This is a genomic window from Endozoicomonas sp. ALE010 (genome assembly GCF_049310165.1).
Classification (GTDB): domain Bacteria; phylum Pseudomonadota; class Gammaproteobacteria; order Pseudomonadales; family Endozoicomonadaceae; genus Endozoicomonas.
Genome location: NZ_JBLYNV010000022.1, coordinates 35100 through 62054, shown reverse-complemented (window position 1 = coordinate 62054; position 26955 = coordinate 35100). Strand labels below are relative to the sequence as shown.

Below are 26955 nucleotides of genomic sequence, written 5' to 3'. Positions count from 1 at the left end.
TGTTCCACCGGCATAGCATTCGCCGCCAGTTACGACCCGTATGGAGTTTTCTGATGAGTGAACCACAGGGTGATCTGGTTCTGCGCACACTGGCAATGCCTGCCGACACCAACCCGAATGGCGATATTTTCGGGGGCTGGATCATGTCCCAGATGGACATTGCCGGTGGCCTGGCATCGAAAAACCGTTGCAACAGCCGGATTTCTACCGTTGCCGTTGAATCCATGAGCTTTATCCATCCGGTGAAGGTTGGTGACGTGGTTTGCTGTTATGCTGATATCATTCGCGTCGGTAACACCTCCATGCGTATTAAGCTTGAAGTGTGGGTAATGTCCCACCCGTATAAATCAGAAGCTCGTCACAAGGTGACTGAAGGTTTTTTCACCTATGTCGCCATAGACGACAACGGACATCCTATCCCCGTAGACAGACGCTAACAACCGGGACTCCCCCCATGAAACAGAAAACCATTCTAGTCGGCATTGCCGGCGCCTCCGCATCCGGCAAAAGCCTGCTGGCAGAAACCCTGGTGGAAGAGCTCCAGTCAGAGCATCTGTGTGTTATTTCAGAAGATTCCTACTATAAAGACCAGACACATTTGAGCATGGAGGAGCGGGTTCGTACCAACTATGACCACCCGGAGTCCATGGATCATGACCTGATGCTGGAGCAGATGATCAAGCTGAAAAATGGTCAGGAAATCGAGGTCCCACTCTACGACTATAGTCAGCACAATCGCCGGACAGATACCCGCAAGGTAAACCCCGCCCGCGTGGTTATCTATGAAGGCATCCTCCTCTTCACCAACCCGGAAATCCGGGAAGCCTTTGACCTGCGCTTCTTTATGGATACGCCACTGGATATGTGCCTGATCCGTCGTATGAAGCGGGATATTCTCAGTCGGGGCCGGGATGTTGATTCCGTTATCAAGCAATACCTGGAAACGGTTCGTCCCATGTATATGCAGTTTATTGAACCTGCACGCCAGCATGCTGACCTGATCATTCCCCATGGCGGAAAAAACAGGATTGCCATCGATCTGATCAAAACCCAGATCCGTAACCTGATTGATTAAAAGCGACGCTGTCCCGGTATCCGCTGCCCGAAGAAGCCGAAACGGTTTGTGCTTGTTCGGGTAGCGGGAAGCATGTCAAAAACACCACCTTGCTTCCATTTCAATAACCGCCCAGGTATACTTCAGCCGTATAAGCGTCAAACACGCCCATTTTTTTCGTCCTTAAAAAAGATTTTGGGTCCGGCGCAATCTTCGCTTATCCGAAGATGGGTCTCCCCTGATCATCCAGGCTGTCCGGCCGCTTGTACATCCAACTTCCCCAAACCAACGTAGTTGCCAGTGCTGCTGTATGATTCCCGGATCACCATGCCAGGGCACTGCAAGATGGCGATTAAAAAGTTACTATGCGTGTAGAAGCTGATATCAAGCTGGGTTTCAAAGACGTTTTGTTCCGCCCAAAGCGTTCCACCCTGAAAAGCCGTTCACAGGTAAGCCTGGAGCGCACCTTCCGATTTGTTCACACTGACCAGGAATGGACCGGCGTACCCGTCATTGCTGCCAACATGGACACCGTCGGCACTTTCGCCATGGCTCTCGCCCTGGCTGAACACAAAATGCTGACGGCGGTTCACAAGCATTACACCGTCGAAGAGTGGCAGACCTTCCTCGACAACGCCCCTGAAGGCATTGAAAACCATATCATGGTCAGCAGCGGCACATCCGAAAACGATTTCGACAAAATGTCTGAAATCCTGTCCCTGAACGACAAACTCCGCTTTATCTGTATCGATGTAGCCAACGGTTACTCAGAGCATTTTGTCCAGTTCGTTGCCCGTGTTCGCCAGCGTCACCCCAACAAGGTGATTATTGCCGGTAACGTGGTTACCGGAGAAATGGTAGAAGAACTGATCCTGAAAGGTGCCGACATCGTTAAAGTGGGTATCGGACCGGGCTCCGTCTGTACCACACGCGTTAAAACCGGTGTCGGCTATCCACAGCTGTCCGCTGTTATTGAATGTGCCGATGCGGCTCATGGCGTTGGTGGTCAGGTGATTTCCGACGGTGGCTGCACCTGTGCCGGTGACGTGTCCAAGGCATTTGGCAGCGGCGCTGATTTTGTCATGATCGGCGGTATGTTTGCCGGTCACGATGAGTCCGGCGGCGAAATGGTAGAAGAAGATGGTCGGCAATTCCGCCTGTTCTACGGCATGAGTTCCACCACCGCCATGGACCAGCACGCTGGCGGCGTTGCCAACTACCGCGCCTCGGAAGGCAAAACCGTAAAAGTACCTTACCGTGGTCCGATCCTGGAAACCGTTCAGGACATCCTCGGTGGCGTACGCTCAACCTGCACCTACGTGGGAGCCGCGCAACTGAAAGAACTGTCCAAGCGAACCACGTTTATCCGGGTTCAGGAACAGGAAAACCGTATTTTTAACTAACCCCCAATCAACCACGGAGAGCACAGAGGATTTCCTCGTACTTTGTGAACTCCGTGCTCTTCGTGGTTGAAACAATCACATAATCACGCAACCACCGCAATCTCCGCAATCTCCGCAATCTCCGCAATCTCCACAATCTCCGCAACAGTCATCAGAGGAATTACCTGGCAATTGCGCTTCTGGCTCTCGATTCATGGTCATTGGTGCAGGCAAACAATTAAACCCTCCCCAGTGACAACAATGACAGGTGGAACTATCATCCAAGGATTTATTATCAACAGTTATTTCGGGATTCTGCTCCCGCCGCTGCATATTAAAATTAACGGCCTGGTCACAAACCTCTCCCCCATAGGTATGTGAATGACTGCCACTACAGCTAGAATCAGGGAAGTTATGCAGCCTCCTCGATAAAGGCAAAGCTGGCTTCTTGATAGCCTCATCATAGGCTGGAGAAAGAAAATTAGGCAGAGATTTGTCACTTTGATTTTCAACCTTCCTACCCCAGTTGCTCAAAACCGGGGTCAAAGGAGGCTCTTCAGCTAAAGACTCAGCATTAGGTGACCCACCAACAGAAGATGAGACTAACATGGAAGGGCTGGCATCTAACGGCTGCAACATATCAACACACCTTCATCGGCAAAATACGAAAATCAAAATGTACGATCGTTAGACCAACCAAACCAACAAAAAGTTCATCAATAAGCCGCAGAAATTCCCCGCTGATCAAATTCAGCCTTGATCGCATCCAGCTGCTCAGTGGATGGCGGGCGCACCGTTTCCAGCTCGTAGCTTTCACTGAAGGCATCCCACTTATGCACGCCGAGGCTGTGATAAGGCAGGATTTCCACCTTCTCAACACAATCCATTTTCTCCACCATATCTGCCAGCATGGCGGCATACAGTGGATCAACGGTAAACCCTTCCACCACCACGTAGCGGATCCAGGTTGGCTTTCTCAGCTCCTGTAAATACATGGCAAAATTACGGGTGTACCGGCCGGTGACATAGGTCAGCTTTTGATGCATCTCTTCGTCCATGTGCTTGATATCCAGAAGCACAAGGTCGGTGTAGGACAGCAGACGTTCAATATCCGGCGTGATTTGTTTGGCAAATCCATTGGTATCCAGGCAAGTATGAATACCGTGCGCTTTAAGCCCCTTGAACAGATCGGCAACAAATTCAGCCTGCAGCAGCGGCTCGCCACCAGTGACCGTAACACCACCGGTCAGAAAGCTCTTCACCTTGAGGATTTTGTCCAGAACTTCTTCATGACTGAGCACCTCACCGCCATCACGCAGATCCCAGGTATCCCGGTTGTGACAGTAGCGGCAGCGCATGTGACAGCCCTGCATAAACACAATGAAACGGATACCCGGTCCGTCTACCGTGCCAAATGAGTCCATGGAATGGACACGACCAAGGGACATGGCGACTCTCCTATTTACCCAACGAGTCTCTGTAAAAATCAGACCACTGTCTTTTACAAAAACCCTGAATACCATAAGCAAAAAAGGCCAGCAGAGCTGACCTTTTTTAAAGTTAAATTCCAGGAGGCTGTCCGAGAATAGACTGCCCTACGCGGCAACTGCTCCTGCGTTGCTCTAGCTCCTGCATCCATGCAGTCGTGCGGTGGCAGCAAATTGGTCTAAAAATTCCGTTTTGTTCGGCAAATAGCCCCGCTATTCACCTCACAAAACGGAATTTTTATCCTCAATTTTCTGCCATCCTCGCTACGGGCGCTATTCTCGGGCAGCCTCCTGACATTTACTATTACAGCGAGCTAGTAAAGGTACGGGTGATAACGTCACGCTGCTGTTCTGGTGTCAGCGAGTTGAAACGCACCGCATAACCGGAGACACGAATGGTCAGAGAAGGATACTTCTCAGGGTTCTCCATGGCATCTTCCAGCATTTCACGGTTCATAACGTTGACGTTCAGGTGCTGACCGCCCTCGCGATGTTCCTCGTGATGGAAGTAGCCATCCATCAGACCCACCAGATTCCTGCTTTGGCTTTCTTCGTCCTTGCCCAGCGCCTTTGGTACGATAGAGAAGGTGTAAGAAATACCATCCTTCGCATAGGCAAATGGCAGCTTGGCAACAGAACTCAGGGAAGCAACCGCACCGCTGGTGTCACGACCATGCATTGGGTTGGCACCCGGGCCAAATGGCTGGCCTGCACGGCGTCCGTCTGGCGTAGTACCGGTCTTCTTGCCGTATACCACGTTAGAGGTAATGGTCAGAACGGACTGAGTTGGAATCGCATCGCGATACATCGTGTGAGAAGCGACTTTCTTCATGAACGTTTCAACCAGTTCACAGGCAATCGTATCTACACGCTCTTCGTTGTTACCAAACTTCGGAAAATCACCTTCAATTTCGAAGTCGATAGCAATGCCGTCTTCATCACGCACCGGCTTGACTTTGGCGTATTTAATGGCCGACAGAGAGTCAGCAGCAACGGATAATCCGGCAATACCACAGGCCATGGTGCGAATAACATCACGGTCATGCAGGGCCATCAGAGAGGCCTCGTAAGAGTACTTGTCGTGCATGTAATGAATACAGTTCAGGGCAGCCACATACTGGCTGGCCAGCCAATCCATGAGCGTATCAAAACGTGCATAGACATCGTCGTAATCCAGGTATTCAGACGTGATCTTGTCGGTTTTTGGACCAATCTGAATTTTCAGCTTCTCGTCAACACCGCCATTGATGGCGTACAGCAGCGTTTTACCCAGGTTGGCGCGGGCACCGAAGAACTGCATCTGCTTGCCAACAACCATTGGCGACACACAGCAGGCGATGGCGTAATCATCGCTGCTCATATCAGTACGCATCAGATCATCATTTTCGTACTGGATAGAGCTGGTATCGATGGATACTTTGGCGCAATACTCTTTGAAAGACACCGGCAGCTGCTCAGACCACAACACCGTGATATTTGGCTCTGGTGATGGTCCCATGGTGTACATGGTGTTCAGGAGGCGGAAAGAGTTTTTGGTAACCAGTGTACGACCATCAAGGCCCATACCACCGATAGCCTCAGTAGCCCAGATCGGGTCGCCAGAGAACAGCTGATCGTATTCAGGAGTACGCAGGAAGCGAACCATACGCAACTTCATTACGTAGTGATCGATCAGTTCCTGGGCATCCGTTTCAGTGATTCTGCCTGCTTCCAGGTCACGCTGGATATAGATATCCAGGAAGGTAGCCGTACGTCCCAGAGACATGGCCGCACCATTCTGGGACTTAACCGCAGCCAGGTAACCAAAGTACGTCCACTGAACCGCTTCACGGGCAGAGGCAGCAGGGTTACCGAGATCGCAACCGTATTTGGCCCCCATCTCCTTGATCTGCATCAGCGCCTTGATCTGCTCCATGACCTCTTCACGCAGCTGGATGGTACGCTCAAGATCCTCGCCGGAAGTCAGCGCCGCATCCAGAGACTTGTGCTGGGCTTTCTTGTCAACAATCAGACGATCAATACCGTACAGAGCGATTCGGCGGTAGTCACCAATAATACGTCCACGGCCATAAGCATCTGGCAAACCGGTAATTATGCCAGACTTACGACAGTTGCGAATGTCCGCAGTGTAAACATCGAAAACACCAGAGTTGTGCGTCTTGCGATATTCAGTGAAGATTTTGCTAACCATGTTATCCAGTTTACGGCCATAAACTTCACAGGAAGTTTCAACCATACGAATGCCACCGTTGGCGATGATGCCACGCTTCAGCGGCTTATCGGTCTGCAGACCAACAATGGTTTCCAGATCTTTATTGATGTAGCCAGCGTCGTGAGAAGTAATAGTGGATGGCAGATCGGTATCGAAATCCAGGGGGGCGTGAGTGCGGTTCTCTTCTCTGATGCCTTCCATAACATCAGCCCACAGTTTGTCTGTCGCTTCAGTGGAACCGGCCAGGAAGGAACTGTCACCCTCGTAAGGGGTGTAGTTTTTCTGGATAAAGTCACGAACGTTGATGCTTTCAGACCAGTCGCCGGAAGTGAATCCTTCCCATGCTGCTGGCAGTTCGCTGGTGGTTACAGTCATACTAAGAGGCTCCTGATAGGTTGGAGAATTCTTTGGGGATGCTGCTCCGGGTCAGTCAGACTGCATTGATTGGCGGCGACACCAACTTGATCTGCATCAATGAAAGTAAATCATTGTCGGCTTATCGTTTGCCTATCTTGCGGGGACGCAGACATTGCGATAACACATCATCACAAAAATCATCACATCTATGTGGTCATACCGCAGGTGTAAAACTGGCCAACCCGGTGAATAAGAAATAATTTCAGTCAAATTAACGTATATACGACAACTCTGCCATCAGTGTTAATACCTACCGGCTATAAAAAAACATAAACACATTTCCACAGGAATTAACAAAAAAAGATATCCTCTTATATTTTATTAACTATCCCTTGATTAGCAAAAATTAGTTATTACCAATAGTCCAAAATTCAAAAAAATTATGAAATCAAGCAACGATCTATTTTTATGAATGCTAGTCTTTGTTTCTGTTAATTCTATTTCGTTTCGTTTTTCAAAACAATTAACGACACTAACATTATACTGTTAACGTTTGTTGCCGTTTATTCAGAGAGTTTTAAGTAGTGTTACCTATTCATACCGAAAATGGGTTTGTCTAACATCGTCAACCAAATAAAGACATTTTATCCGTTTCTGGGAGAGGATGAACAGGAGGTAGTTATGAGCAAATATATTTACACAACCATTTATGAGCAGTTCACCGGCCTGAAGCCACCTGAGCCAAAAGACCACAAGCCACGTCGCCGTAGAGGCTACGGTCACCCTTATCGTATGCGCCTGAATATGCAGGAAGGTTCTGTCCAGAACAGTGAACTGCTGTCTGACCGGGACTCAGAAAGAGACCTGTATGAACAGACGCCTGTTTCCGTTTTTCAGCCATCGGTTACCAAGCAGCCTGTCCGCAGGTTTTCATCCGGTGGTCAAAGCTATCGCAGTGGTAACAGCGTTGGTAACAACAGCGCCATCAGCGGCACTATGAACTGCAGGCCTGCTGCGCCTGAAGACCGCCATAGCAGCGCCGAGCCCAAGGTAACCTACAAAAAGCGCCGCCAGTACGGGCCTTCAGGCTTCGGTATTGGCTCAATGAGCAGAGACGGCAACGACAACTCTGATTATTGAATACCCGTTTTATATTGATTGTTTTTGAATACTGACACTACCAGCCAGGCTTATTCAGCGGAGCTTGTCTAGCGGAACCCATTCATTACTTTCCCGGATTATTTTCGCCAAAGGCCCTTATTTCAAGGCCTTTGTGCTCTTTTTGAACCCATAAAATCAAAGCGTTCTTTGCTGTAGATAGCTGTCATAATCCGGAATATGCCGGTTATGAGATTGTCCAAGCAAGTCTGACGAGAATATGTAATCCGCCGAGCTCTGGTTACAGGCAACCGGGATATTCCACACCGCTGCGATCCGTAACAATGCCTTAACATCCGGATCATGGGGCATTGGCTCAAACGGGTCCCAGAAAAATACCAGCAGGTCCAGTTTGCATTCAGAAATCAATGCACCAATCTGCTGGTCTCCACCCAGCGGACCACTGATAAATTTTGTGACCGGCATAGACAGTTCTTTTTCCAGCAGACTTCCTGTGGTACCCGTGGCAAAAAGATCATGACCCTGCAGCTTTTCTTTATGGCGCAGACTCCACTGCACCAATTCCCCTTTCTTATTATCATGAGCGACCAGGGCAATGCGCTTCTTGGATGAGACACTGTATTCTTTATAAATCATAAAGTACTTCTCTATTTTTTCTGCGAAAAAATATAAAAATGGAAAGCGCTATATTCTCACTGAATAAAAAAAAATGCGATGACTTCTCTCGAAATCATCGCATTGTCCTTCAGAAAAAATTCATGACAGGTACTTAATCATCACCCCCGCTGCTACCGCTGAGCCAATAACACCCGCTACATTGGGACCCATGGCATGCATCAGCAGGAAGTTCTGCGGATTGGCCTCAAGCCCCATTTTGTTAGAGACCCTGGCCGCCATGGGTACCGCTGACACCCCGGCTGAACCAATCAACGGGTTCACTTTGGTAGACGACACCCGATTCATCAGTTTTGCCATCAGGACACCACTGGCTGTACCGATACAGAATGCCACAATCCCCAACGCCAGAATCCCCAGGGTTTCCATTTGCAGAAACTTGTCAGCACTCAGTTTGGAACCCACTGATAGCCCGAGGAAAATGGTGGTGATGTTGATCAGCGCATTTTGCGCTGTATCCGACAGGCGTTCAACCACACCACACTCTTTCATCAGGTTACCAAAACAGAACATCCCCAGCAGCGGAGCCGCATCGGGTAATAACAGGGCCACCAGCACCAGCATTAAGATCGGGAAAACGATTTTTTCCGTCTTGCTCACTGACCGCAGCTGTGTCATAACAATCCTGCGTTCCTCTACCGTAGTCAGCGCTTTCATAATCGGCGGCTGAATCAGCGGAACCAGAGCCATATAAGAGTAAGCAGCCACCGCAATGGCACCCAGCAGGTGGGGAGCAAGTACGCTGGATACATAGATCGCAGTAGGACCATCCGCACCACCAATAATACCGATAGCAGCGGCATCCGCCAGGCTGAAATTCATCAGCCCCATAGAGCTCAATACAATAGCGCCAAACACTGTGGCAAAAATACCAAACTGAGCGGCAGCCCCCAGAAACAGGGTTTTCGGGTTAGCGAGCAACGGACCAAAATCCGTCATGGCACCCACCCCCATAAAGATCACCAAAGGAGCAACACCGCTGCCAATAGCCACACTGTAAAACTGATAAAGGACACCGTTCGTGTACCCTGCATCAGCAATAATGTGACTCACTACAGTCCGGGTTGCCACATTCGCTTCATGGTATAAAGTATAAAGTTGATCCGGGGCAGTCGAAGCACTGCCCAGCGCTTCGGCAACCGCCTGCATCAGTGCAGGGTTAGCTATATGAAGCGCCTGCTCAATGGCGGAAAACGCCAGACCGGCCTGGGGAATATTGGCCAGAATTCCACCAAAACCAATAGGTACCAGCAGTAGAGGCTCAAATTGCTTGCGGATGGCCAGATACAGCAACCCAAAGCCCACCAGAATCATAACGAACTCTCCGGCGGTAAGGTTGTATAACCCGGAGCCCTCCCAGAGCGTTAATAGCTTTTCCATGGCATATTTCTCGACCAGACTTTTCTCTTTGAGAGACCTCTGTAAGAGGTCTCCCTAACGCTTTTTATTAAGCCAGGGCAAGCAGGGTATCACCCACCGCTACACTGTCACCTTCACGCACATCAACCGACGTCACCTGTCCGGAACGCGGGGCACGAACTTCCGTTTCCATTTTCATGGCTTCAAGAATAAGCAACACATCACCTTCTTGAATATGCTGCCCCGGTATGACATTCACCTTCCAGATATTACCGGCCAGTGGTGCGGGCATTGGCTCACCTTCAGAGGCTGATGTGGTTGTCGCTTCAGGTTGGGCTGTCGGCGCTGAAACCGGAGCCAGCATGGAAGAAACATCACCACCTTCTGAAACCTGAACGGTATAGGCATTGCCATTAACGCGAACGGTATAAACAGAATCCTCCGTTGGAGGAGCCACGGAAGTTGCCCGGGCAGCAGGCTTCACTTCCGGCTCGGTCCCGGGAGCAGGTTCGAAAGCATCAGGGTTACCGCGATTCTGCAGGAACTTCAGACCAACCTGCGGGAACAGGGCGTAGGTCAGAACATCATCCACGGTCTGATCCGCCAGATTGATGCCCTTCTCTTTGGCCAGGCCATGGAGTTCAGCAGTCAGTTCTTCAAATTCAGCTTCAAGCAGATCTGCCGGACGACAGGTAATCGCTATCTTACCCTCCAGCACTCTGTCCTGAAGACTTTGGTTAAACGGTGCCGGTGTAGCACCGTACTCACCTGTTAAAATCCCCCGGGTCTCTTTGGAGATGGTTTTATAGCGCTCACCGGTCAGTACATTGAGAACCGCCTGGGTGCCAACAATCTGGGAAGTGGGCGTGACCAGTGGAATCATCCCCAGGTCTTCACGAACTCTTGGAATCTCCTGCAGCACTTCATCAAACTTATCACTGGCCCCCTGCTCTTTCAGCTGACTTTCCATATTGGTCAGCATGCCACCGGGTACCTGAGCAATAAGGATTCTGGAGTCAACGCCACGGAGTTGACCTTCAAACTTCGCGTATTTTTTTCGGACCACCCGGAAGTAAGCAGCCACTTCTTCCAGCTTGTGCAGATCAAGCCCGGTATCACGCTCAGTCCCCTGCAATGCAGCAACGATAGCCTCAGTTGGCGAATGTCCATAGGTCATCGACATGGAAGAGATGGCCGTATCAACACGATCAACACCGGCTTCAACGGCCTTGAGCAGTGACATGGAAGAAAGGCCGGAGGTGGCATGGCAGTGCAGCTGAATTTCCAGGTCCGTTTCTCGCTTTAATCGGGAAACCAGCTCATACACGTCAGTCGGCGTAATAATGCCGGACATGTCCTTAATGCACAGAGAATCCGCACCCAGATCCTCGATCTCTTTGGCCAGAGAGACCCAGCTATCCATGGTATGAACCGGACTGGTGGTGTAAGAGATCGTCCCCTGGGCATGAGCACCCTGCTTCTTCACCGCTTTCATTGCCTGCATCAGGTTACGGGGATCGTTCATGGCATCAAATACCCGGAACACATCCATACCATTGGCAACGGCACGCTCAACAAATTTATCCACGACATCGTCAGCATAGTGACGGTATCCCAGCAGATTCTGTCCCCTTAACAGCATCTGCTGAGGGGTCCTGGGCATGGCTTTTTTCAGCTCGCGCAACCGCTCCCAGGGGTCTTCTCCCAGGAAGCGGATACAGGCATCAAAGGTGGCACCACCCCAGGTTTCGAGAGACCAGTAGCCGATCTGATCCAGCTGTTCTGCGATCGGCAACATATCTTCAATGCGAAGACGGGTAGCAAACAGTGACTGATGGGCATCCCTCAACACCACATCGGTAATACCCAGCGGCTTTTTATTGGCTAATGGCTTTTGTACGTCAGACATAACCCTTCTTTATCCCCCGGTTATTGGCGTTTTTCTGCTTGAGCTTTTTTTGTTCTGTGCATTTGAATGGCTGCACTGATAACAGCAATCAGTTCACCCTGATCATCGGATGACGATGGCTGGCTATTCACTGGAATGGGATTGGCTACAGATGGTAACGGTTCCTGAAAATACCGATCGATGATTGTTGACATCAGGCTGGTTGCCAGCACCAATAGCGTCAGAAACAGGAACACAAAACCCATTCCAAAGAGCATCAGGCTGGAACCTTCTGAAATAAGGTCCGATGGATTCATCAAGTAAGTCCTTTGTTTTTTTCAGGCTTGCAGGTCCGGTCAATCCCCTCAGGCAGTTCTGCCCTGCCGGAACCATTGCTGATTATTATTTCCATGAACAGGTTCATGGCTCTTGGCTGTCTTACGCCTCCTGGCTGCGTCAGTATACTACTGAACATTGTGTAATAAGCAATCAGTCATCCGGACTATGTTGTCTATAAAAGAAGCCCAGGACTACCTTCGACAGCATCTCGCAAAAGGAAGGTTGCCTCAGTCCGGAAAAAAATTCACCGACGTAAATCAATAAAAGTTGGCCAACCGATAAAATTGGCCATCCGTTATTAGGGCCTGTCGGACTTAAGACTGTCCTAGGCCGCTCTTGCCAGGTCAGAGCAGAGGATTTCCACAATGCCATCAGCGTCACGGAGGGAGCGGATGCGCTCAAACAGATTCTGGGCTTGCGGATACGCTTTACGCAGATAATTGAGCCACTGCTTCAGACGGGAAGGATGGTATTGCCATTTGCCATTTTGACGATCTCTGTCGCTTAATTGCAGAATCAGCTGCAACACTGAAGACCAGCTCATGGGCTTGACGGATTCGCGAATCATGGTTGTGATATTCGGCGTTACCAGCGAAGGCCGCCCGACCATCAGGTCAGTGCAGCCGGAAGCGTCCATACAGCGCCTGGCATCTTCATGATTCCAGATCTCGCCGTTGGCGATCACCGGAATCCCCAGGTTTTCCCGAATTTTGCCAATGTATTCCCAGTGAGCCGGAGGCCGATAGCCCTCCGCCTTTGTCCGGGCATGCACCGCCAGTTCCGAGGCGCCTGCCTGTTCAATAGCACGGGCGTTTTCCAGGAATAACGACTTGTCTTCATAACCCAGGCGAATTTTAGCCGTCACCGGCAGCTCTGCCGGAACAGCCTCCCGAACCGCCCGGACAATACTGAACAGCTGATCCGGCTCCCGCAGCAAAATTGCCCCGCCCCGGTTTTTATTGACCGTTTTTGACGGACAGCCGAAGTTAATGTCCACTCCGGGCGAGCCAAGTTTCACTGCACGCTGGGCATTCAGTGCCATATATTCCGGGTGACTGCCCAGCAGCTGTAAACGAACAGGTGTACCATTCGAAGTTTTTGCCCCCTGCAACAACTCCGGACAGGTACGATAAAAGACCCGGTTCGGCAACAGCGTATCTGTTACCCGGACAAACTCGGTAACACAGAGATCGAAGGTATTGATGCCGGTGAGCAGATCCCGCATATCGTGATCCATAACGCCTTCCATCGGCGCCAGTATCAACCGCATGGCATGCCTCTTGAGTGAAAAAGCGCCAATTCTACCGTCAGCAGGCCTGATAATAAAATAAGGAGCACTCACAGATAACGCTGACTTCACCTATATGGCTAACCATAAGGAATCGAATATTTATGGTGTATGCCGGAGTCAGGCACGGTGGGAACCAATATATTTTGCTGTGGTCACATAAGTCGCAATGATTCGCACAAGCGCTGCTGCTTACCCTATGCCAGCAGCATTAAATAAATACAAATCAGAGTTAGTTATGGATACGTCTATCAGAAATCTACCAGCCGTTGCGCAACGCCCACAACAGTCAGGGCCTCAGGAACCTCCTGTCGCCACAGAATTTTCAGGGTGGACTGTCTACATCGGTGCCGGTTCCTCAAATATACCCTCACTGCCGCCTACTCATTCGTTGCTCGACCTACCAGGCCCCGATTACTCATGCCTTCCTTCCGCTTGTACTTCAATTGCCAATAACCCGGGGACAGATTTGGTTTCAGGCGATAACCTCCCTGCAACCTTTAAGCGTTGCTTACTCAGGCTGAATGAGGCCTACGATACCAACTTTTCAGAACTGGCTGATACATTAAGCTATTGCGTACCAATGTCGTCAGCAAAGGCCCCATTCTGGAACATATTCCATGAAGTTATCGACCTGCCGTCACTGGAAAGCAACAGTAGTCAAAAAATCCGGGAAACAGGCCAAAAAATACACCAGCTATACATTGATGAACACGATGTTCTCGCTACTAAAAATGCATATTCCAGAATCAGTGAACTCACCATCGTGCTGTGCTTGCACTTCCTCGAGCAAAAGTTCATCCTCGAACATCCGGAGCCAATCCAGCAAAGCTCTGTCGATGTCACCAGGTCGGATGAAGCTTCAACAGACTGTCAACATTTACTGCCTGCCCGGGTCATAAAGACCTTTTTCGAAAAGTTATTATCTGGTATTGATAAATCCGGCAGGGCAGACGCTGGGATAAGAGTTAAAAAATTTATAAAAGATAACCAGCCAGGTTTAAAGAAGGATATGCGCCTTCAGCAGCCTGCCACTGGCCATCTGAAGTTTTCCGGACTGCGTTACGACGATATTCCCGGCGCTACTGTTGCGAAATTATATCATTCTGAACTTAGTGACCATTCACGTAATTTCTCTATCGATCTGTACGGTTTAATAGAAGCATTAGGTCAAACGCAGAGCCGAAGCTGGCCCCCTGTTACCCATGACCCTCTGCATTGTGCCATACACAGAGTTGCCTACGAAACATACAAACCAAAACTTGAACCGATAAATTTCTTCAAGAACAGGCTGGAGCCCTTCAGAGATCGGAATGCACGAACTCTGCTGGAATTAATAGAATACTTTCGAAACCGGTTTGCCTGGAAGCACCGCAATGGGCCAACCCGTGAAGCCCCAGAAATGGGTGAAAAATATAATGTTGTTCATCAAGCCCTTCAGGAATCATCCGCTGGCATCGGTCAGGGCAGTAGGACCATGAAAGACGAGCTCAGAAGATTCCTGGAACTCTGCTGTACTAATAATACGAGGGTAAAACAAAGGCTAGAAAGTTTTTTTAATAAAACGTGACGCCATTATATTATCCCGGATCTGGTACATGGTCAGAAAGAACCTTGAGCACCACTGCCACTACCAGGAGACTGTTCTCGGGCAGTCTCCTTGCTCATGGTTCTTTACCCGATAGTCGGCACTGACTATGCTTGCAGCTTTTCGCCTGATATTGAATATTGAAACAGAAAGCCGTGTCCAATCATCCACCAAACCATCCGAATCACACCATCACTGCTGATATCCAGTGGGAAAATGGCCTGCCAATCTCCACCCGGTTTAATGATGTCTACTTTTCCCGGGCCTCGGGTATTGCCGAAACACGCCATGTGTTCCTGGAACATAATCATCTCCCCGGGCGGTTTCGTCAACTGGTACCCGGTACCACGTTCACCATTGGCGAAACCGGCTTTGGCACTGGTCTGAACTTCCTCTGTGCCTGGCAGCTCTTTCTGGAAAAGGCCCCTGATAACACCTCTCTGGTCTTTATCAGCACGGAGAAGTATCCACTCCAGCAGGATGACCTGCAAAAAGCACTCAATGTGTTTGAGGAGCTGACACCTCTGGCCAACAGAATGATCAGCGCCTATCAATTGAGTGAGGAAAATATCGACCTGCAATTTTCAGACCGCGCATCAGGCAAACACATCCGTCTTCATATTTTGATTGGTGATGTGCTGGACACATTGCCTCATATCAACGAGAAGGTTGACGCCTGGTTTCTCGATGGCTTTGCCCCGGCCAAAAATCCGGATATGTGGCAACCCAAACTGTTCCAGACCCTGAAAGCCAAAAGCCATGAGCAATCAACCTACGCCACCTTCACTGCGGCCAGACTGGTTCGGGACGGGCTGACGGAGGCAGGCTTCTCAGTGACCAAACAACCGGGCTTTGGCCGCAAGCGGGATATGATTGCCGGCCGCTTTGTCCCCCCGGGTCTGCCTGTGAGCAAACCCTGGTTTGCGCCCGCTGGCCACAGCAACCCTGAAAAAACAGCCATCGTCGTCGGTGGCGGTCTGGCGGGCTGCAGCGCTGCATGGGCGCTGGCCCGTCGGGGATGGCAGGTCACCATTCTGGAACAACATCAGGCCCTGGCCAGCGAAGCATCGGGTAATCCGCAGGGTGTTCTCTATGCCAAACTTTCTGCCGATAACACGCCGCTCAGCCAGTTCATCCTTAAAGGTTATCAATTCACCCTGGATACGCTAAAAGCACTGGAAATTGAACAGTGGCAGCAGTGCGGTGTTATCCAGTTAGCCATTGATGCCAAAACGGATCAACGATACCAGGCCCTGGATAAACAACATCCGAATGCTCTGCTGCAATACCTGACGGAAGCGCAACTGAGCGATATCGCCGGATTGGGTATTCACTATCCCGGCCTCTACTTTCCCCAGGCAGGCTGGGTGCACCCACCCGCACTCTGTCAGGCTTTGGCCGATCACCCAAACATTCGGGTGGTCACCAGCACGACGGTGAATACGATCGAACCCGTTGAGCAGGGCTGGCTGGTGAAAACCGATGGCGACAGGTTGCACAGTAAAACCGTGATCATTGCCCGGGGAGCGGCCAGTCATCAGTTGTCACAGTTTAACTACCTGCCACTTAAAGCCATCCGTGGCCAGATTACTCAGGCCAGAGCAACCACCGAAAGTGACAAACTGGCCTCCTGTGTCTGCGGAGAAGGCTATATAGCCCCCGCTGTCGATGGCTATCACACCCTGGGCGCAACGTTCAGTTTTAACGACAAAGGTACAGAAGTTCGAGAAGCCGACCACCTGGAAAACCTGGCCATGCAGGCCGGGTATTTCCCTGCCATGTATCAGGCACTCGGTGGAACTGATGCACAAGTGACCGGCGGACGCACAGGGTTCCGCTGCACAACACCGGATTACCTGCCCGTGGTGGGTCCAATCGTTGACCTTAAGCACTTTGTTGCCGCTTATGCACCCCTCAGAAAAAACAGCAAGTTGACCATTGACGTCTGCCCTGAATATCTGGAAGGCCTGTACGTGACCGCCGGACACGGCTCCAGGGGAATAATCTCCTGCCCTGTTGCCGGTGAGATTCTGGCCACCATGATCACCGGTGAGCCCGATAGTACTGTCGGTCTATCAATGCCTGCAAAACTGCTGGAAGCGATTCACCCCTCCCGCTTCCTGATCAGGGATCTGATCAGAAATAAAATATAGGAGGCTTATGACGAGAGTTATAACGGAAGCGAGACTGCCGTCTTTCCTCGACCAATAAACTAGGTAAAAATCGCAAAAAAACAGGTAGCAATACGCAGGGAGGAATCAACAATGGCTGTCTATCTTAGTAGGCATGGATTAGGTAACACATGGTTACCTGTTCATGAAGCTCCTGTTTCAATCCATTCAGCAAACTGCGTCCGGGCAACCTGATCTATCTCTTGGTTGCCCGTTTTTTTGTCTGGGTGAAAATCTTTAGCGGCTACTTAAGTAGTTAACCAAGACAAACACCCGTACCTTTCAGACCACAGTAACCGCCGGGATTCCTGGCCAGATATTGCTGATGGTATTCTTCTGCGTAGTAAAACGGCGGAGCCCCACGAATTTCTGTGGTAATGTCCGGATAGCCCTGCTGTTGCAAAGACGTTGAGAATTCACTCCTTGAGCTTTCAGCCAATACGGCCTGTTCATCCGTGGTGGTATAAATGGCTGAACGATACTGAGTTCCCACGTCGTTACCCTGCCTCATTCCCTGGGTTGGGTCATGGGATTCCCAGAAACATGCTAATAAAGCCTGTGTCGTTACCTTTTCAGGATCGTAAACCACCATCACCATTTCTGTATGCCCGGTTGCTCCGGTGCAGACCTCTTCATAAGTAGGATTGGGTGTGTAACCACCTGCATAGCCAACCGCCGTTGTATAAACACCGGGCAGTTGCCAGAACAATCGCTCTGCTCCCCAGAAACAGCCAAGCCCCAGGTAGATGGTCTGCAAGCCTTCGGGAAATGGCGGCCTCAATGGCTGTCCATTGACATAATGCCGGGCCGGGACCGGCATCACGTCTTCCCTGCCCGGCAGGGCTTTTTCTTCAGTTGGAAGTTGCTGTTTATCAGGGTCTTTACCAAAGAATGTCATGATTATGTCCTCCCTGGCAGGGATCATAACATACCGCAGGGTCTGATGGATTTACTGATCCCCAAGGGTTAACAGTGCAGGGTCAAGCCGCTTATCAAACCAGTTATAGCGCCAGTCAAGATGGGCACCGGTAACCCGGCCTGTGGCACCCACTTCACCGATAGTCTGCCCTCGTTTGATAGCCGCCCCACTTTTCACAGAGACTTTGCTGAGATGGAGAAAGCTGGAAAAAATACCGTGGCCATGATCAATAATGATGGTGCCGCCGGAATAGTAGAGATCCGGGTCCACCAGTCGCACAACCCCATCAGCCGGTGCCACTACCGGTGTGCCTGTGGGTACGGCGATATCCAGGCCGTAGTGTGGCCGCCCCGGTTGACCGTTATACACGCGCTGGCTGCCATAAACGCCACTGATGCGACCTTTTACCGGCCAGTCAAAGCCGTTAAAAAAATCCGCCTGATCGGTATCAGGCACTCTGGCTGCACGCACCTGTTGAGCTTCTCTGCGGATACGGGATAGCACCCGCTCATCCGGTGATACATATTTTCTGGCAATCCCGGTCAACCGCTGAATATCATATTTCCGTGGCTTAAGGATTAAATTAAACGTCTTCAGTTCGCCACTGGCAAAATGCTCTGTATAGGACTGCTTCAGTTCTGCATCACGACCAAAGCCTAGAATAAAGCGCCCATCTTTCGCTACTCTGACTTCCTGGTTGTCATAAACAATCCGACTCCCCGGTGCTGCCTGACCGACCAAAATACCTCCGGGTGTCAGCTGGCTCTGCAGACCGTCTGCACTGACCATCAGAGAAAACACCAGAAGAAAAAAACCTGTAACGAGATGCATTTAAACGTTCTCCTTTTATCATCCTGCCTGGTAATCATTATCGACATTATGATGTTTAACAAAATTGGCACATAACAAAACAGCCTTAAATGGCAATAACTTATTTTTAGAGAAATAAGATATTAATATCAATAAGTTATATACCCCCTACCATTGCAAAAATAAGAATCAGCAGTATTGTCAGTAATACTAAACACAGTGTTATGAACTTTTGGCTCAGCTCGTTATAAATTACTCCCATAACTTGAACAAAACGCCCAATACACCGGATTGTATTGAAGAAACTACGGATAATGGAGTGTATCTATGTTTGGAACTGGAACTGCTACTGCTACTACTGGCAATCAACAAAAGACCACCTTTCTTACTGACTTCCAAACTGACATGATCAACGGAGGGCGCTTCGGGCAAAGGAAGACCACAAAGCCATCAACTACTTCAGCTACCCAGAAAAGTATGTCGGGCACTGACTTTTTGGCAAAGCCAAGTTTAAAAGACCGGCTGGTTTATCCATTCAAGGCGGTCAGAAACCGAATCTTAACGGCCATGATGTTCAGTGGCTCCGCAGGCATGTTTTTGGGCATGGGTGCCGGTGCGGCAGTCGGTGCTACAGCAGGATTTACTGTGGCTCTGATTCCTCAGATATTAGACTTGCTGACTTTTTCTTTTAACCCCTATATTGTTGCCGCTGGTGCCTATGTTGGCAAAGAGGCAGGCATCCGTACCGGTGCCGTTCTCGGGCTTGGCATTGGCGCAGTTGCCACTCTGGCATCTGCTGCCATAGCTCTTGCTCTCAGCGTGGTTCATCTACCAAGGGACATCTATCATGCGGCAACCCTGGATGCCCCCCGTCTGGATGCACCACTGCCGGAGAAGCCATGGCTCACACAGCAACTCAGTCAGGAATTGTCCAAATTTAACGAATAAAAGCCTCAGGACATCATTTTGGATTTAATCATTCCGGGAACTGAAGGTTTTCAATCACGGTACTTTTATAAGCTTCAGCCGCCATTGGGCGGCTTATTTTCTGAAAGTCCCGGTTTAACTGTTCGGCAAATGCCTTAACCCGCATCCAATCGGTAAACTCGGTATTCCTGGTAACATCAACAGGCCCCCCGGTCAGCTTCATAATCAAGCGGATCATCTGTTTATCAATCCAGCGATATCGGGTATACAGCAAAGCACCGGCAAACACTTCCACCCGGTCCGGAGTCCATGAACTCTGTTTCAGGAATTTCTGCAGGTAACGGTTGTTATGAGGGTCCCGTCGTTCAGGCTTGCGGGCGGTCAGATTGACGGAAAAAAAGTAACCCGGAATGGTTGCCAGCTGGTCACTGTATTGCCTGATAAACTGGTAACACGCCTTATGGTGTTTGCCATAACGAATCGAACAACCAAGAATAACACCATCATAAGACCGAAGTGAGAAGCCGTCGTTCAGATCAGTAATAGAGCTGACAAACGTCTCATGACCAGCCTGGGCCAGGCAGTAGCCGATTCTTTCGGTAATTTTTCGGGTCTGGCCTTCACACCCCTGGTGCAACAACGCTATACGGGACATATCTAAATACGTGAGTAATTATAAAACCAATATTTGCGTAGATAATAACCAACTTATAAGTCGGTAGTGTTAACTCAGATCAACAAAGCGGCGAATAGAAGTTGTTCAGATGGTCGCCCTGCAACTCCGTCCGGGACGAACGGAGTTTGGGAGTCATTGACGGGTTCCTTTATTGACCTCCAAACTCCGTTCGTCTTGAGCGGAGTCGAAAGGCGTAAACTCCATACCCTGAATACTGTGCCAATCACCCTTCGACCGTGCATCCTGAGCTGGGTCGAAGGACGCTCAGGGTGAGCGGAGATTATACACACCAAATTCATCGAAATGATGTGCTAGCCCTTATACAGTTTTGGATTCAACACATCCCGGAGCCAGTCCCCCAGAAGGTTGAGCACCAACACCAGCACCACCAGCACAATCCCGGGAATAACCGTAATCCACCAGCTGCCAGAGAAGATATACTCAAAACCACTGGAGATCAGAGACCCCAGAGAGGGCTGGGATACCGGCATACCAAGACCCAGGAACGACAACGCAGCCTCACTGATAATCGCATTGGCAATCTGCACCGTCGAGATCACCAGAATAGGCGACAGTGAGTTTGGCAGGATATGTCGAAACATAATGCGCCCGGCACCAAAGCCCATAACCCTGGCCGCCTCCACATACTCCTTCTTCTTTTCTGCCAATACCGATGCCCGAACCGTACGGGCATATTGAGGCCATTCGGCAATACCAATCACCAGTATCAGCATTAACATGGCCAGCTTACTGTAGAGTTCCGAACCAAAAGAGGCCTGGAAAACCGCCAGCACGATAATCGCCACCATCATGGTAGAGAACGACAGCTGAATATCCGCAACCCGCATCAGAAAACTATCGATTCGACCACCAAAGTAACCGGCGGTCAGGCCCAGAACAATCCCCAGAAAAGCCTGCAGCAACACCGCAAACAGACCGATCGCCAATGAGATGCGCATACCATAGAGAATGGTGCTGAACAGATCACGACCCTGGTCGTCGGTGCCCAGCAGAAAACGTTCATCCCCCTCTGCTGACCACACCGGGGCAATTTCCGAATCCATAATATCAATGGTGGAAAGATCGTAGGGATTGGTGGGTGCCAGGATGGGAGCCAGCAGCGCAGCCCCGACAAACAGCGCGAAAATCAGGGCACAGACCATGGCCACCTTGTCACGGGTGAAGCTGTACCAGAAGGTAGAGTTCCTGAAACGCTCCCAGCGCCCTGGCGCTATATTGGCCGCAGTAGATTCCTGATCGACCGGCGCGTTCGACATCATTTCACTCATTGGGCACTCCTCGCCAGTCTGACGGTGGGATTAATCAGGCCGTACAGCAGATCCACCAGCGTATTCACCACCACAAAAATGGCACCCACAACGATCAGGTAAGCAACAATCAGCGGCGTATCCACCCGGTTGACCGCTTCCAGAAACAGAAAGCCCATGCCCGGCCACTGGAAGACAGTCTCCGTAAGAATGGTATAAGCGACCATGGTTCCTATCTGCACACCGCCAACGGTAATCACCGGCAGCATGGTGTTCTTCAGGGCATGGAGGAAGTAGATACGTGCCTTTTTCAACCCTTTCGCTCTGGCAAACTTGACATACTCGGTATGCAGCACTTCTGACATTTCAGAGCGAATCAGTCGGATAAACAGTGGCAGCATAATGCTGGCCAGCGAGATGGCAGGCAGAATCAGATGCAACAGGCCATCTTGAGTAAACAGGCCACTCTCCCAGCCACCGATAACCGGCACCAGCTCACCACGGCCATAAGATGGCAGCCAGCCCAGCTCAATAGAGAACAGGTAAATACTGAAAATAGCGGTCAGAAAAACAGGAACAGAAATACCGAGAATACTGAACCCGAGAATTAACCGGGTAAACCAGCTGTTGGGTCGAATGGCGCAATACACTCCAGCGGGAATAGACACCAGAATAATGATCAAACTCGCGGCAAACACCAGCTCAAGGGTGGCAGGCATTTTGGCCAGGATAACGTCCAGCGCCGGTGCTTTAAAAAAATAAGAGTCCCCCAGGTCGCCCTGTAACGCGTTACCCATAAATCTTGTGTATTGAGTGAGGAACGGGTCGTTTAACCCCATCTCGTCACGCAACTTTTCACGTTCGGCTTCTGACACCGATTGCCCTACCAGCTCCCGGAGTGGATCCCCAAGATTGTCCTGTATGGAAAAGCTGATAATACTGATGACAAACATCACTATCAGCCCCTGCATAAGCCTACGCATTAAAAATAACAGCATAAATATCGATGCCCATAGCCTGCGATGCCAATAGTCGATGCACCGGATAACTAATAACCGGTGCTGACCGCAGTCACTTCACAGGAAGTAAAATGACTGCTGTCGTCCTTCAGATAAAGGTGTTCTAGGTGATTACTCCTTAATCACCAGGTCGCCCAGATAAGGGAAGTTCATCACGTTAACCACGTCTTTGGCGGCCACGTTCTTGCTGGCACCCCAGGCAAGGTTCTGCCAGTGCAGGGGAACAAAGGCTGCTTCCTCATAGAGGGTACGCTCAACGTCCTGCAGAATCTGTGCCCGTACGGTTGGATCGGTTTCAGAGCCAGCCTTCTTAACCAGCGCGTCTACCGCCTCATTGCAGTAATTGCCGGAGTTGTACTGTCCCCAGCCGGAAACCGAATCGGCACAGGCTGTGAGGTACTCGGTAAAGTTGGCGGAATCTTCCGTATCGGAGTACCAGCCAATCATCATCATATCCGCAGAACGCTCATCAAACTCTGGCCAGTACTGCGCTTTTGGCAGGGTTTTCAGATCCACTTTAATGTTGATTTTTGACAGCATGGAAGCCACCGCCTGAGCGATCCTGGCATCGTTCACATAACGGTTATTGGGAGCCATCATGGTGATGGCGAAACCATCTTCATAACCGGCGTCTTTCATCAGCTGCCTGGCCTTTTTCAGGTCATAACGTGGCTGCAGATCATAAACATAACCGGCGTAGCCTTTTGGCCCCTGCTGACCGGCAGGTGTCGCAAAACCTTTCATGATTTTTTTAACGATGCCGTCATTGTTGATGGCATAGTTAATGGCCTGACGAACACGCTTGTCTTTGAACGCGGGAACCCGCTCCTGATTCAACTGGAAACTGATGATACGGGTGCCACCAAGGGTCACCAGATCCGTATTGCCAGACCGCTTGATACGCTCATGATCGTTAGGCGGCACAGGGAAGATAAAGTCCACATCACCGGACAGCAGAGCGGCTACACGGGTTGGACCTTCTTTAATGGGGGTAAGCACAATTTCATCCACATTACCCGGCGATTGCTTATCCCAGTAACCAGCAAACCGTTGGAAATCGACACGCACGCCCTGCTCACGCTCGGTCACAATAAACGGCCCGGTACCAGAAGCATTTTTAGAGGCATAGGTATCGCCGTGCTTCTTCAGCAAAGACTTCTCCTGACCTGTGCTATCCAGACCTGCATAGAACTTGCTGTCCATCGGGAAGATATAGGTGGCAGAGTTCAATACCAGGGGGAATGCCTCTTTGGTCACCAGATCAAAGGTATGGTCGTCAATGACCTTCACGGCGGCAAAAGGCTCGAACACCGCTTTGAAATCCGGACTGCTGGCCAGTCGCTGAAAAGTCCATTGAACGTCGGCAGACGTCAGTGCATTACCGCTGTGGAATTTAACGCCTTTACGCAGGGTAAAGCGCATGGTCCTGTCATCAATACGCTGCCACTTTTCTGCCAGACGAGGCTCAAACTGAAGGTTGTCATCCCAGCGAACCAGTGGATCAAATACCAGGTGCGACAACTGCAGCGTGGCACCGGACAGCTGCTCATGCGGGTCCAGAGATACCGGATCGGAATCGTAGGCCATTTTTAAAGTAGCGGCCTGGGCCCCTACCGCCAATGATGCTGCCAGAATGGCTCCGGCCAGTCTTTTTATAGGTCTCTTAATAGAGAGCTTCATGGTTTTTTTCATCATTCCCCCATTACAGGTGTTTCACTTTTTAAAATTACTCAAGAACTATACCTAAGAATGCGCAGCAACACTGGCTTCAATATCCAACCCACTGCGGGACAGATGCTCAACCCTTGGCATCATATTGATCAGATGTCGGGTGTACTCATGGTGAGGATCACTGAAAATCCGATCGGTGTCCCCCACTTCAACCAGTGTTCCCATCTTCATCACACCAATGCGGTCACACATCTGCAGAATAACCGGCAGATCGTGGCTGATAAACAGCATGGTCAGGCCAAGCTCCTCCTGAAGGTCTTTTAACAGGTTGAGAATCTGAGCCTGTACCGATACGTCCAACGCCGAGGTCGGCTCGTCACAGATCAGGAATCTCGGGCGGGTTGCCAATGCCCTGGCAATGGAGATGCGCTGACGCTGGCCGCCGGAAAATTCATGGGGATACTTGACCCCGGCCCCACGACCAAGGCCAACGTGATCCAGCAGATCCGCCACGATACTATTGATCTGACGTTCAGATTCGGCCAGTTGATGAAAACGAATGGGCTCGGCAATGATGTCCTGCACCGTCATTCGAGCATTCATGCTGGAATAGGGATTTTGAAACACCATCTGAATCTGACGGCGAAATGGCTTACGCTGCTTTTCAGTCAGCCGGGTAATATCCTGACCGGCAAACTCAATCAATCCGGAGTCTGGTGGATAAAGACCGGCGATAATCCGGGCAATCGTTGACTTACCGGAACCGGACTCCCCCACCAGACCAAAGGTTTCACCGGCGCGCACCTCAAAAGACACCTGGTTGGATGCCTGAACGTAACGGCGATTTTTTTTCAGGAACGCAGACTGGGTTTCAAAACGAAGGTTAACGTCTTTCACGGTCAGCAGGGCACGGTCGCTCATCTCTGCATTCAATTCAGAAAGCTGCTCTTTCTGCCCCAGCCAGTGATTCTTCACATCAATATGACGCCCCTGTTCTTTTTCGATGTACTCAACCCTGGGAAAGCGGTGCAGTTTAATATCGGTTCTGGGCACGGCACTGATCAGGCTTTGGGTATAAGGGTGTTCCGGGCGACGTAGAATCTGTTCGGTGGAACCCAGTTCCACCAGGTCACCCATATACATAACAGCGACACGATCCGTCACATTGGCAATAACCCCCATATCGTGGGTGACCAGCAGGCAGCCAACGTCCCGCTCTTTACAGAGTTTGCGGATCAATTCGAGAATCTGATTCTGAATAGAGACATCGAGTGCCGTGGTGGGTTCATCGGCAATAATCAGCTCAGGGTCGCCGGACAGGGCAATGGCAATAACAACACGCTGTCGCATACCGCCGGAAAACTGGTGAGGGTACTGCCTGATACGGACTTCCGGCTCTGAAATGCCGACCGAGGTCAGCAGTTCTATTGACTTTTTATAGGCCGCAGCTTTATCAAGCCCCAGATTGACCATGATGGTTTCCACCATCTGAGTTTCAATGGTCAGAATCGGGTTAAGAGACGTCATTGGGTCCTGAAAAATAAACCCGATACGACGACCACGGATCCGGCGAATGGCTTCGCCACTGAGACCACTGATGGCCTGGCCATCCAGCTTGATATTACCACCAGCCACCACACCGGGAGGGCTCAGCAAGTCAATGACCGCATTACCAACGGTGGATTTACCGGCACCGGACTCACCGACAAGGCCCAGTATCTCCCCCTTTTCGAGGGTAAATGAAACCCCTTTAACAGCTACAGCAGTGCCATGACGAGATGGAAACTCAATGCGCAGCCCTTCTACTTCCAGTAAGGACATGCTTCCCCCTTGTAATGCTCAGTCCCGAACGTCAGAAGGTGAACCTCAGCTTCTGAAACTCGCAAGCCATGATGCAAATACGCTGTCGTATATGGGATAACAATGGTCCCCCCACAGAGGGCAGCGCAGTTTGACTTACGACAGATACAGACGATACGTGATACAGCTTATCCCCCATAACAGCCGTCACAAATTGAATAGAAGTTCAGGCCGGACTCATGGGTGACATGAGTGCATGGAGGTTATGTTATTAAGGCATTATTAATGCCAGAGTGCGTCGACAAATACATAAAACCATGTCGACTCATTTCGGAAAATAACTATAACGCCAGGACAGGAAAATAAAAAGCCCTGATTCGAAAATCGCTTACGAATCAGGGCTTTATTCATGAAAAACTGAAGAATTTTTATACAGCAGGAATTGTGACAGGCTTGAACCAGTTGCGACAGAGCTGCAAATAGATTCCGTATGGCCGCCCCATAATCAGCATCGCTCCTATCTGCCCTGCACAGGCAACCAGCAACTGCTCCAGATTGACACCTGTCGACAATAACAGCAAGGCATACAGCGGAATCTGAAACGACAGAAACGCCAGGGCATCCAGCAGCGTCATTTGCATAAACCCATTGCCGATAAACCGGCCACGACGAATCAGCCAGTCACGGTAAAGTCCATAAGCTCTTGCCGTTAACAGGTTAACGGGAACACTCATCAGACGGGATTGCAGTGACTGTTCAAAACTCAGCCCTGCCAGCAGTTCAACACTCATGCCAACCACAATACCAAAGGTAATCATGGCAAAAGTATCCGCCAACATATCCCGATTAAAAACCATCTCCCTCGCTCCTGAAACAAAAAGCCCTGATCGGGCAGAAAAAGCACAAAAAAATCCCTGCACCGATTCTGTGAAGGAAGAACCGGTCA

The 26955-nt window shown here is 50.3% G+C and carries 23 protein-coding genes; 7 read left to right on the top strand and 16 right to left on the bottom strand.

The features are described from left to right. Window positions 1-53: 53 nt before the first annotated feature. From yciA to ACO6UY_RS11285, 3 genes are all read left to right on the top strand, one after another. On the top strand, window positions 54-437 hold the full coding sequence (gene yciA / locus ACO6UY_RS11295; protein WP_269674768.1) for an acyl-CoA thioester hydrolase YciA: 384 nt from the start codon (window positions 54-56) through the stop codon (window positions 435-437). 17 nt (window positions 438-454) lie between these two features. Then, the gene (gene udk, locus ACO6UY_RS11290) at window positions 455-1075 is read left to right on the top strand and encodes a uridine kinase (protein ID WP_269674769.1); all 621 of its coding nucleotides are present in this window, start codon (window positions 455-457) and stop codon (window positions 1073-1075) included. A gap of 344 nt (window positions 1076-1419) precedes the next feature. Beyond that, on the top strand, window positions 1420-2457 hold the full coding sequence (locus ACO6UY_RS11285; protein WP_422445834.1) for a GMP reductase: 1038 nt from the start codon (window positions 1420-1422) through the stop codon (window positions 2455-2457). Window positions 2458-2532: 75 nt separating this feature from the next. Here ACO6UY_RS11285 and ACO6UY_RS11280 read toward each other — a convergent pair whose 3' ends face one another. The 3 genes from ACO6UY_RS11280 to pflB form a co-directional block, all read right to left on the bottom strand. Further along, a complete protein-coding gene (locus tag ACO6UY_RS11280) occupies window positions 2533-3075 on the bottom strand; it encodes a hypothetical protein (RefSeq protein ID WP_422489959.1) in 543 nt (180 codons plus the stop codon). Window positions 3076-3152: 77 nt separating this feature from the next. Continuing rightward, window positions 3153-3884 (bottom strand): pyruvate formate-lyase-activating protein, encoded by a 732-nt coding sequence (gene pflA, locus ACO6UY_RS11275; RefSeq protein WP_422445838.1) that lies wholly within the window; start codon window positions 3882-3884, stop codon window positions 3153-3155. 343 nt (window positions 3885-4227) lie between these two features. Continuing rightward, complete coding sequence (pflB, locus tag ACO6UY_RS11270) at window positions 4228-6510, bottom strand: formate C-acetyltransferase (RefSeq protein ID WP_422461679.1); 2283 nt, start codon at window positions 6508-6510, stop codon at window positions 4228-4230. 663 nt (window positions 6511-7173) lie between these two features. Here pflB and ACO6UY_RS11265 point away from each other — a divergent pair. After that, window positions 7174-7632, top strand: a complete 459-nt coding sequence (locus ACO6UY_RS11265) for a hypothetical protein (protein WP_422445842.1) — start codon at window positions 7174-7176, stop codon at window positions 7630-7632. 156 nt (window positions 7633-7788) lie between these two features. Here ACO6UY_RS11265 and ACO6UY_RS11260 read toward each other — a convergent pair whose 3' ends face one another. From ACO6UY_RS11260 to ACO6UY_RS11240, 5 genes are all read right to left on the bottom strand, one after another. Then, entirely contained in the window at window positions 7789-8247 is a 459-nt protein-coding gene (locus ACO6UY_RS11260; RefSeq protein WP_269674774.1) for a methylglyoxal synthase, read from the bottom strand. A 120-nt stretch (window positions 8248-8367) separates the two neighbouring features. After that, the gene (locus ACO6UY_RS11255) at window positions 8368-9666 is read right to left on the bottom strand and encodes a sodium ion-translocating decarboxylase subunit beta (protein ID WP_422489957.1); all 1299 of its coding nucleotides are present in this window, start codon (window positions 9664-9666) and stop codon (window positions 8368-8370) included. Between the two features lie 67 nt (window positions 9667-9733). Continuing rightward, a complete protein-coding gene (oadA, locus tag ACO6UY_RS11250) occupies window positions 9734-11554 on the bottom strand; it encodes a sodium-extruding oxaloacetate decarboxylase subunit alpha (RefSeq protein ID WP_422489956.1) in 1821 nt (606 codons plus the stop codon). Between the two features lie 20 nt (window positions 11555-11574). Next, window positions 11575-11850 carry an OadG family protein gene (locus ACO6UY_RS11245; RefSeq protein WP_422445848.1) on the bottom strand — a complete coding sequence of 92 codons (276 nt, stop codon included), beginning with the start codon at window positions 11848-11850 and terminating at the stop codon, window positions 11575-11577. 347 nt (window positions 11851-12197) lie between these two features. After that, window positions 12198-13142 carry a tRNA-dihydrouridine synthase gene (locus ACO6UY_RS11240; protein ID WP_422445850.1) on the bottom strand — a complete coding sequence of 315 codons (945 nt, stop codon included), beginning with the start codon at window positions 13140-13142 and terminating at the stop codon, window positions 12198-12200. Window positions 13143-13629: 487 nt separating this feature from the next. Between ACO6UY_RS11240 and ACO6UY_RS11235 the strand changes: the two genes are divergently transcribed. Together ACO6UY_RS11235 and mnmC are read left to right on the top strand one after the other, a co-directional pair. Then, on the top strand, window positions 13630-14730 hold the full coding sequence (locus tag ACO6UY_RS11235; protein WP_422445852.1) for a hypothetical protein: 1101 nt from the start codon (window positions 13630-13632) through the stop codon (window positions 14728-14730). 158 nt (window positions 14731-14888) lie between these two features. Further along, window positions 14889-16901, top strand: coding sequence for a bifunctional tRNA (5-methylaminomethyl-2-thiouridine)(34)-methyltransferase MnmD/FAD-dependent 5-carboxymethylaminomethyl-2-thiouridine(34) oxidoreductase MnmC (gene mnmC, locus ACO6UY_RS11230; protein ID WP_422489954.1), 2013 nt, complete (start codon window positions 14889-14891; stop codon window positions 16899-16901). Window positions 16902-17175: 274 nt separating this feature from the next. On the opposite strand, the gene msrA is transcribed toward mnmC, so the two are convergent. Together msrA and ACO6UY_RS11220 are read right to left on the bottom strand one after the other, a co-directional pair. Continuing rightward, the gene (gene msrA / locus ACO6UY_RS11225) at window positions 17176-17817 is read right to left on the bottom strand and encodes a peptide-methionine (S)-S-oxide reductase MsrA (protein ID WP_422445856.1); all 642 of its coding nucleotides are present in this window, start codon (window positions 17815-17817) and stop codon (window positions 17176-17178) included. Between the two features lie 51 nt (window positions 17818-17868). After that, entirely contained in the window at window positions 17869-18669 is an 801-nt protein-coding gene (locus ACO6UY_RS11220; RefSeq protein WP_422461687.1) for a M23 family metallopeptidase, read from the bottom strand. A 306-nt stretch (window positions 18670-18975) separates the two neighbouring features. On the opposite strand from ACO6UY_RS11220, the gene ACO6UY_RS11215 reads away from it, so the two are divergent. Next, window positions 18976-19596 (top strand): hypothetical protein, encoded by a 621-nt coding sequence (locus tag ACO6UY_RS11215; protein ID WP_422445860.1) that lies wholly within the window; start codon window positions 18976-18978, stop codon window positions 19594-19596. Between the two features lie 28 nt (window positions 19597-19624). Here ACO6UY_RS11215 and hemG read toward each other — a convergent pair whose 3' ends face one another. The 6 genes from hemG to alaE form a co-directional block, all read right to left on the bottom strand. Next, the gene (gene hemG / locus ACO6UY_RS11210; protein ID WP_422466273.1) at window positions 19625-20230 is read right to left on the bottom strand and encodes a menaquinone-dependent protoporphyrinogen IX dehydrogenase; all 606 of its coding nucleotides are present in this window, start codon (window positions 20228-20230) and stop codon (window positions 19625-19627) included. 332 nt (window positions 20231-20562) lie between these two features. Beyond that, entirely contained in the window at window positions 20563-21531 is a 969-nt protein-coding gene (locus tag ACO6UY_RS11205; protein WP_422466306.1) for an ABC transporter permease, read from the bottom strand. Between the two features lie 5 nt (window positions 21532-21536). After that, window positions 21537-22517 (bottom strand): ABC transporter permease, encoded by a 981-nt coding sequence (locus ACO6UY_RS11200; RefSeq protein WP_101747624.1) that lies wholly within the window; start codon window positions 22515-22517, stop codon window positions 21537-21539. A 132-nt stretch (window positions 22518-22649) separates the two neighbouring features. Continuing rightward, on the bottom strand, window positions 22650-24218 hold the full coding sequence (locus ACO6UY_RS11195) for an ABC transporter substrate-binding protein (protein WP_422489952.1): 1569 nt from the start codon (window positions 24216-24218) through the stop codon (window positions 22650-22652). 63 nt (window positions 24219-24281) lie between these two features. After that, window positions 24282-26030: a dipeptide ABC transporter ATP-binding protein gene (locus tag ACO6UY_RS11190; RefSeq protein ID WP_422466277.1), complete on the bottom strand. Its 1749-nt coding sequence runs from the start codon at window positions 26028-26030 to the stop codon at window positions 24282-24284. Window positions 26031-26437: 407 nt separating this feature from the next. Next, window positions 26438-26866: an L-alanine exporter AlaE gene (alaE, locus tag ACO6UY_RS11185; protein WP_163369906.1), complete on the bottom strand. Its 429-nt coding sequence runs from the start codon at window positions 26864-26866 to the stop codon at window positions 26438-26440. Window positions 26867-26955: the final 89 nt, after the last annotated feature.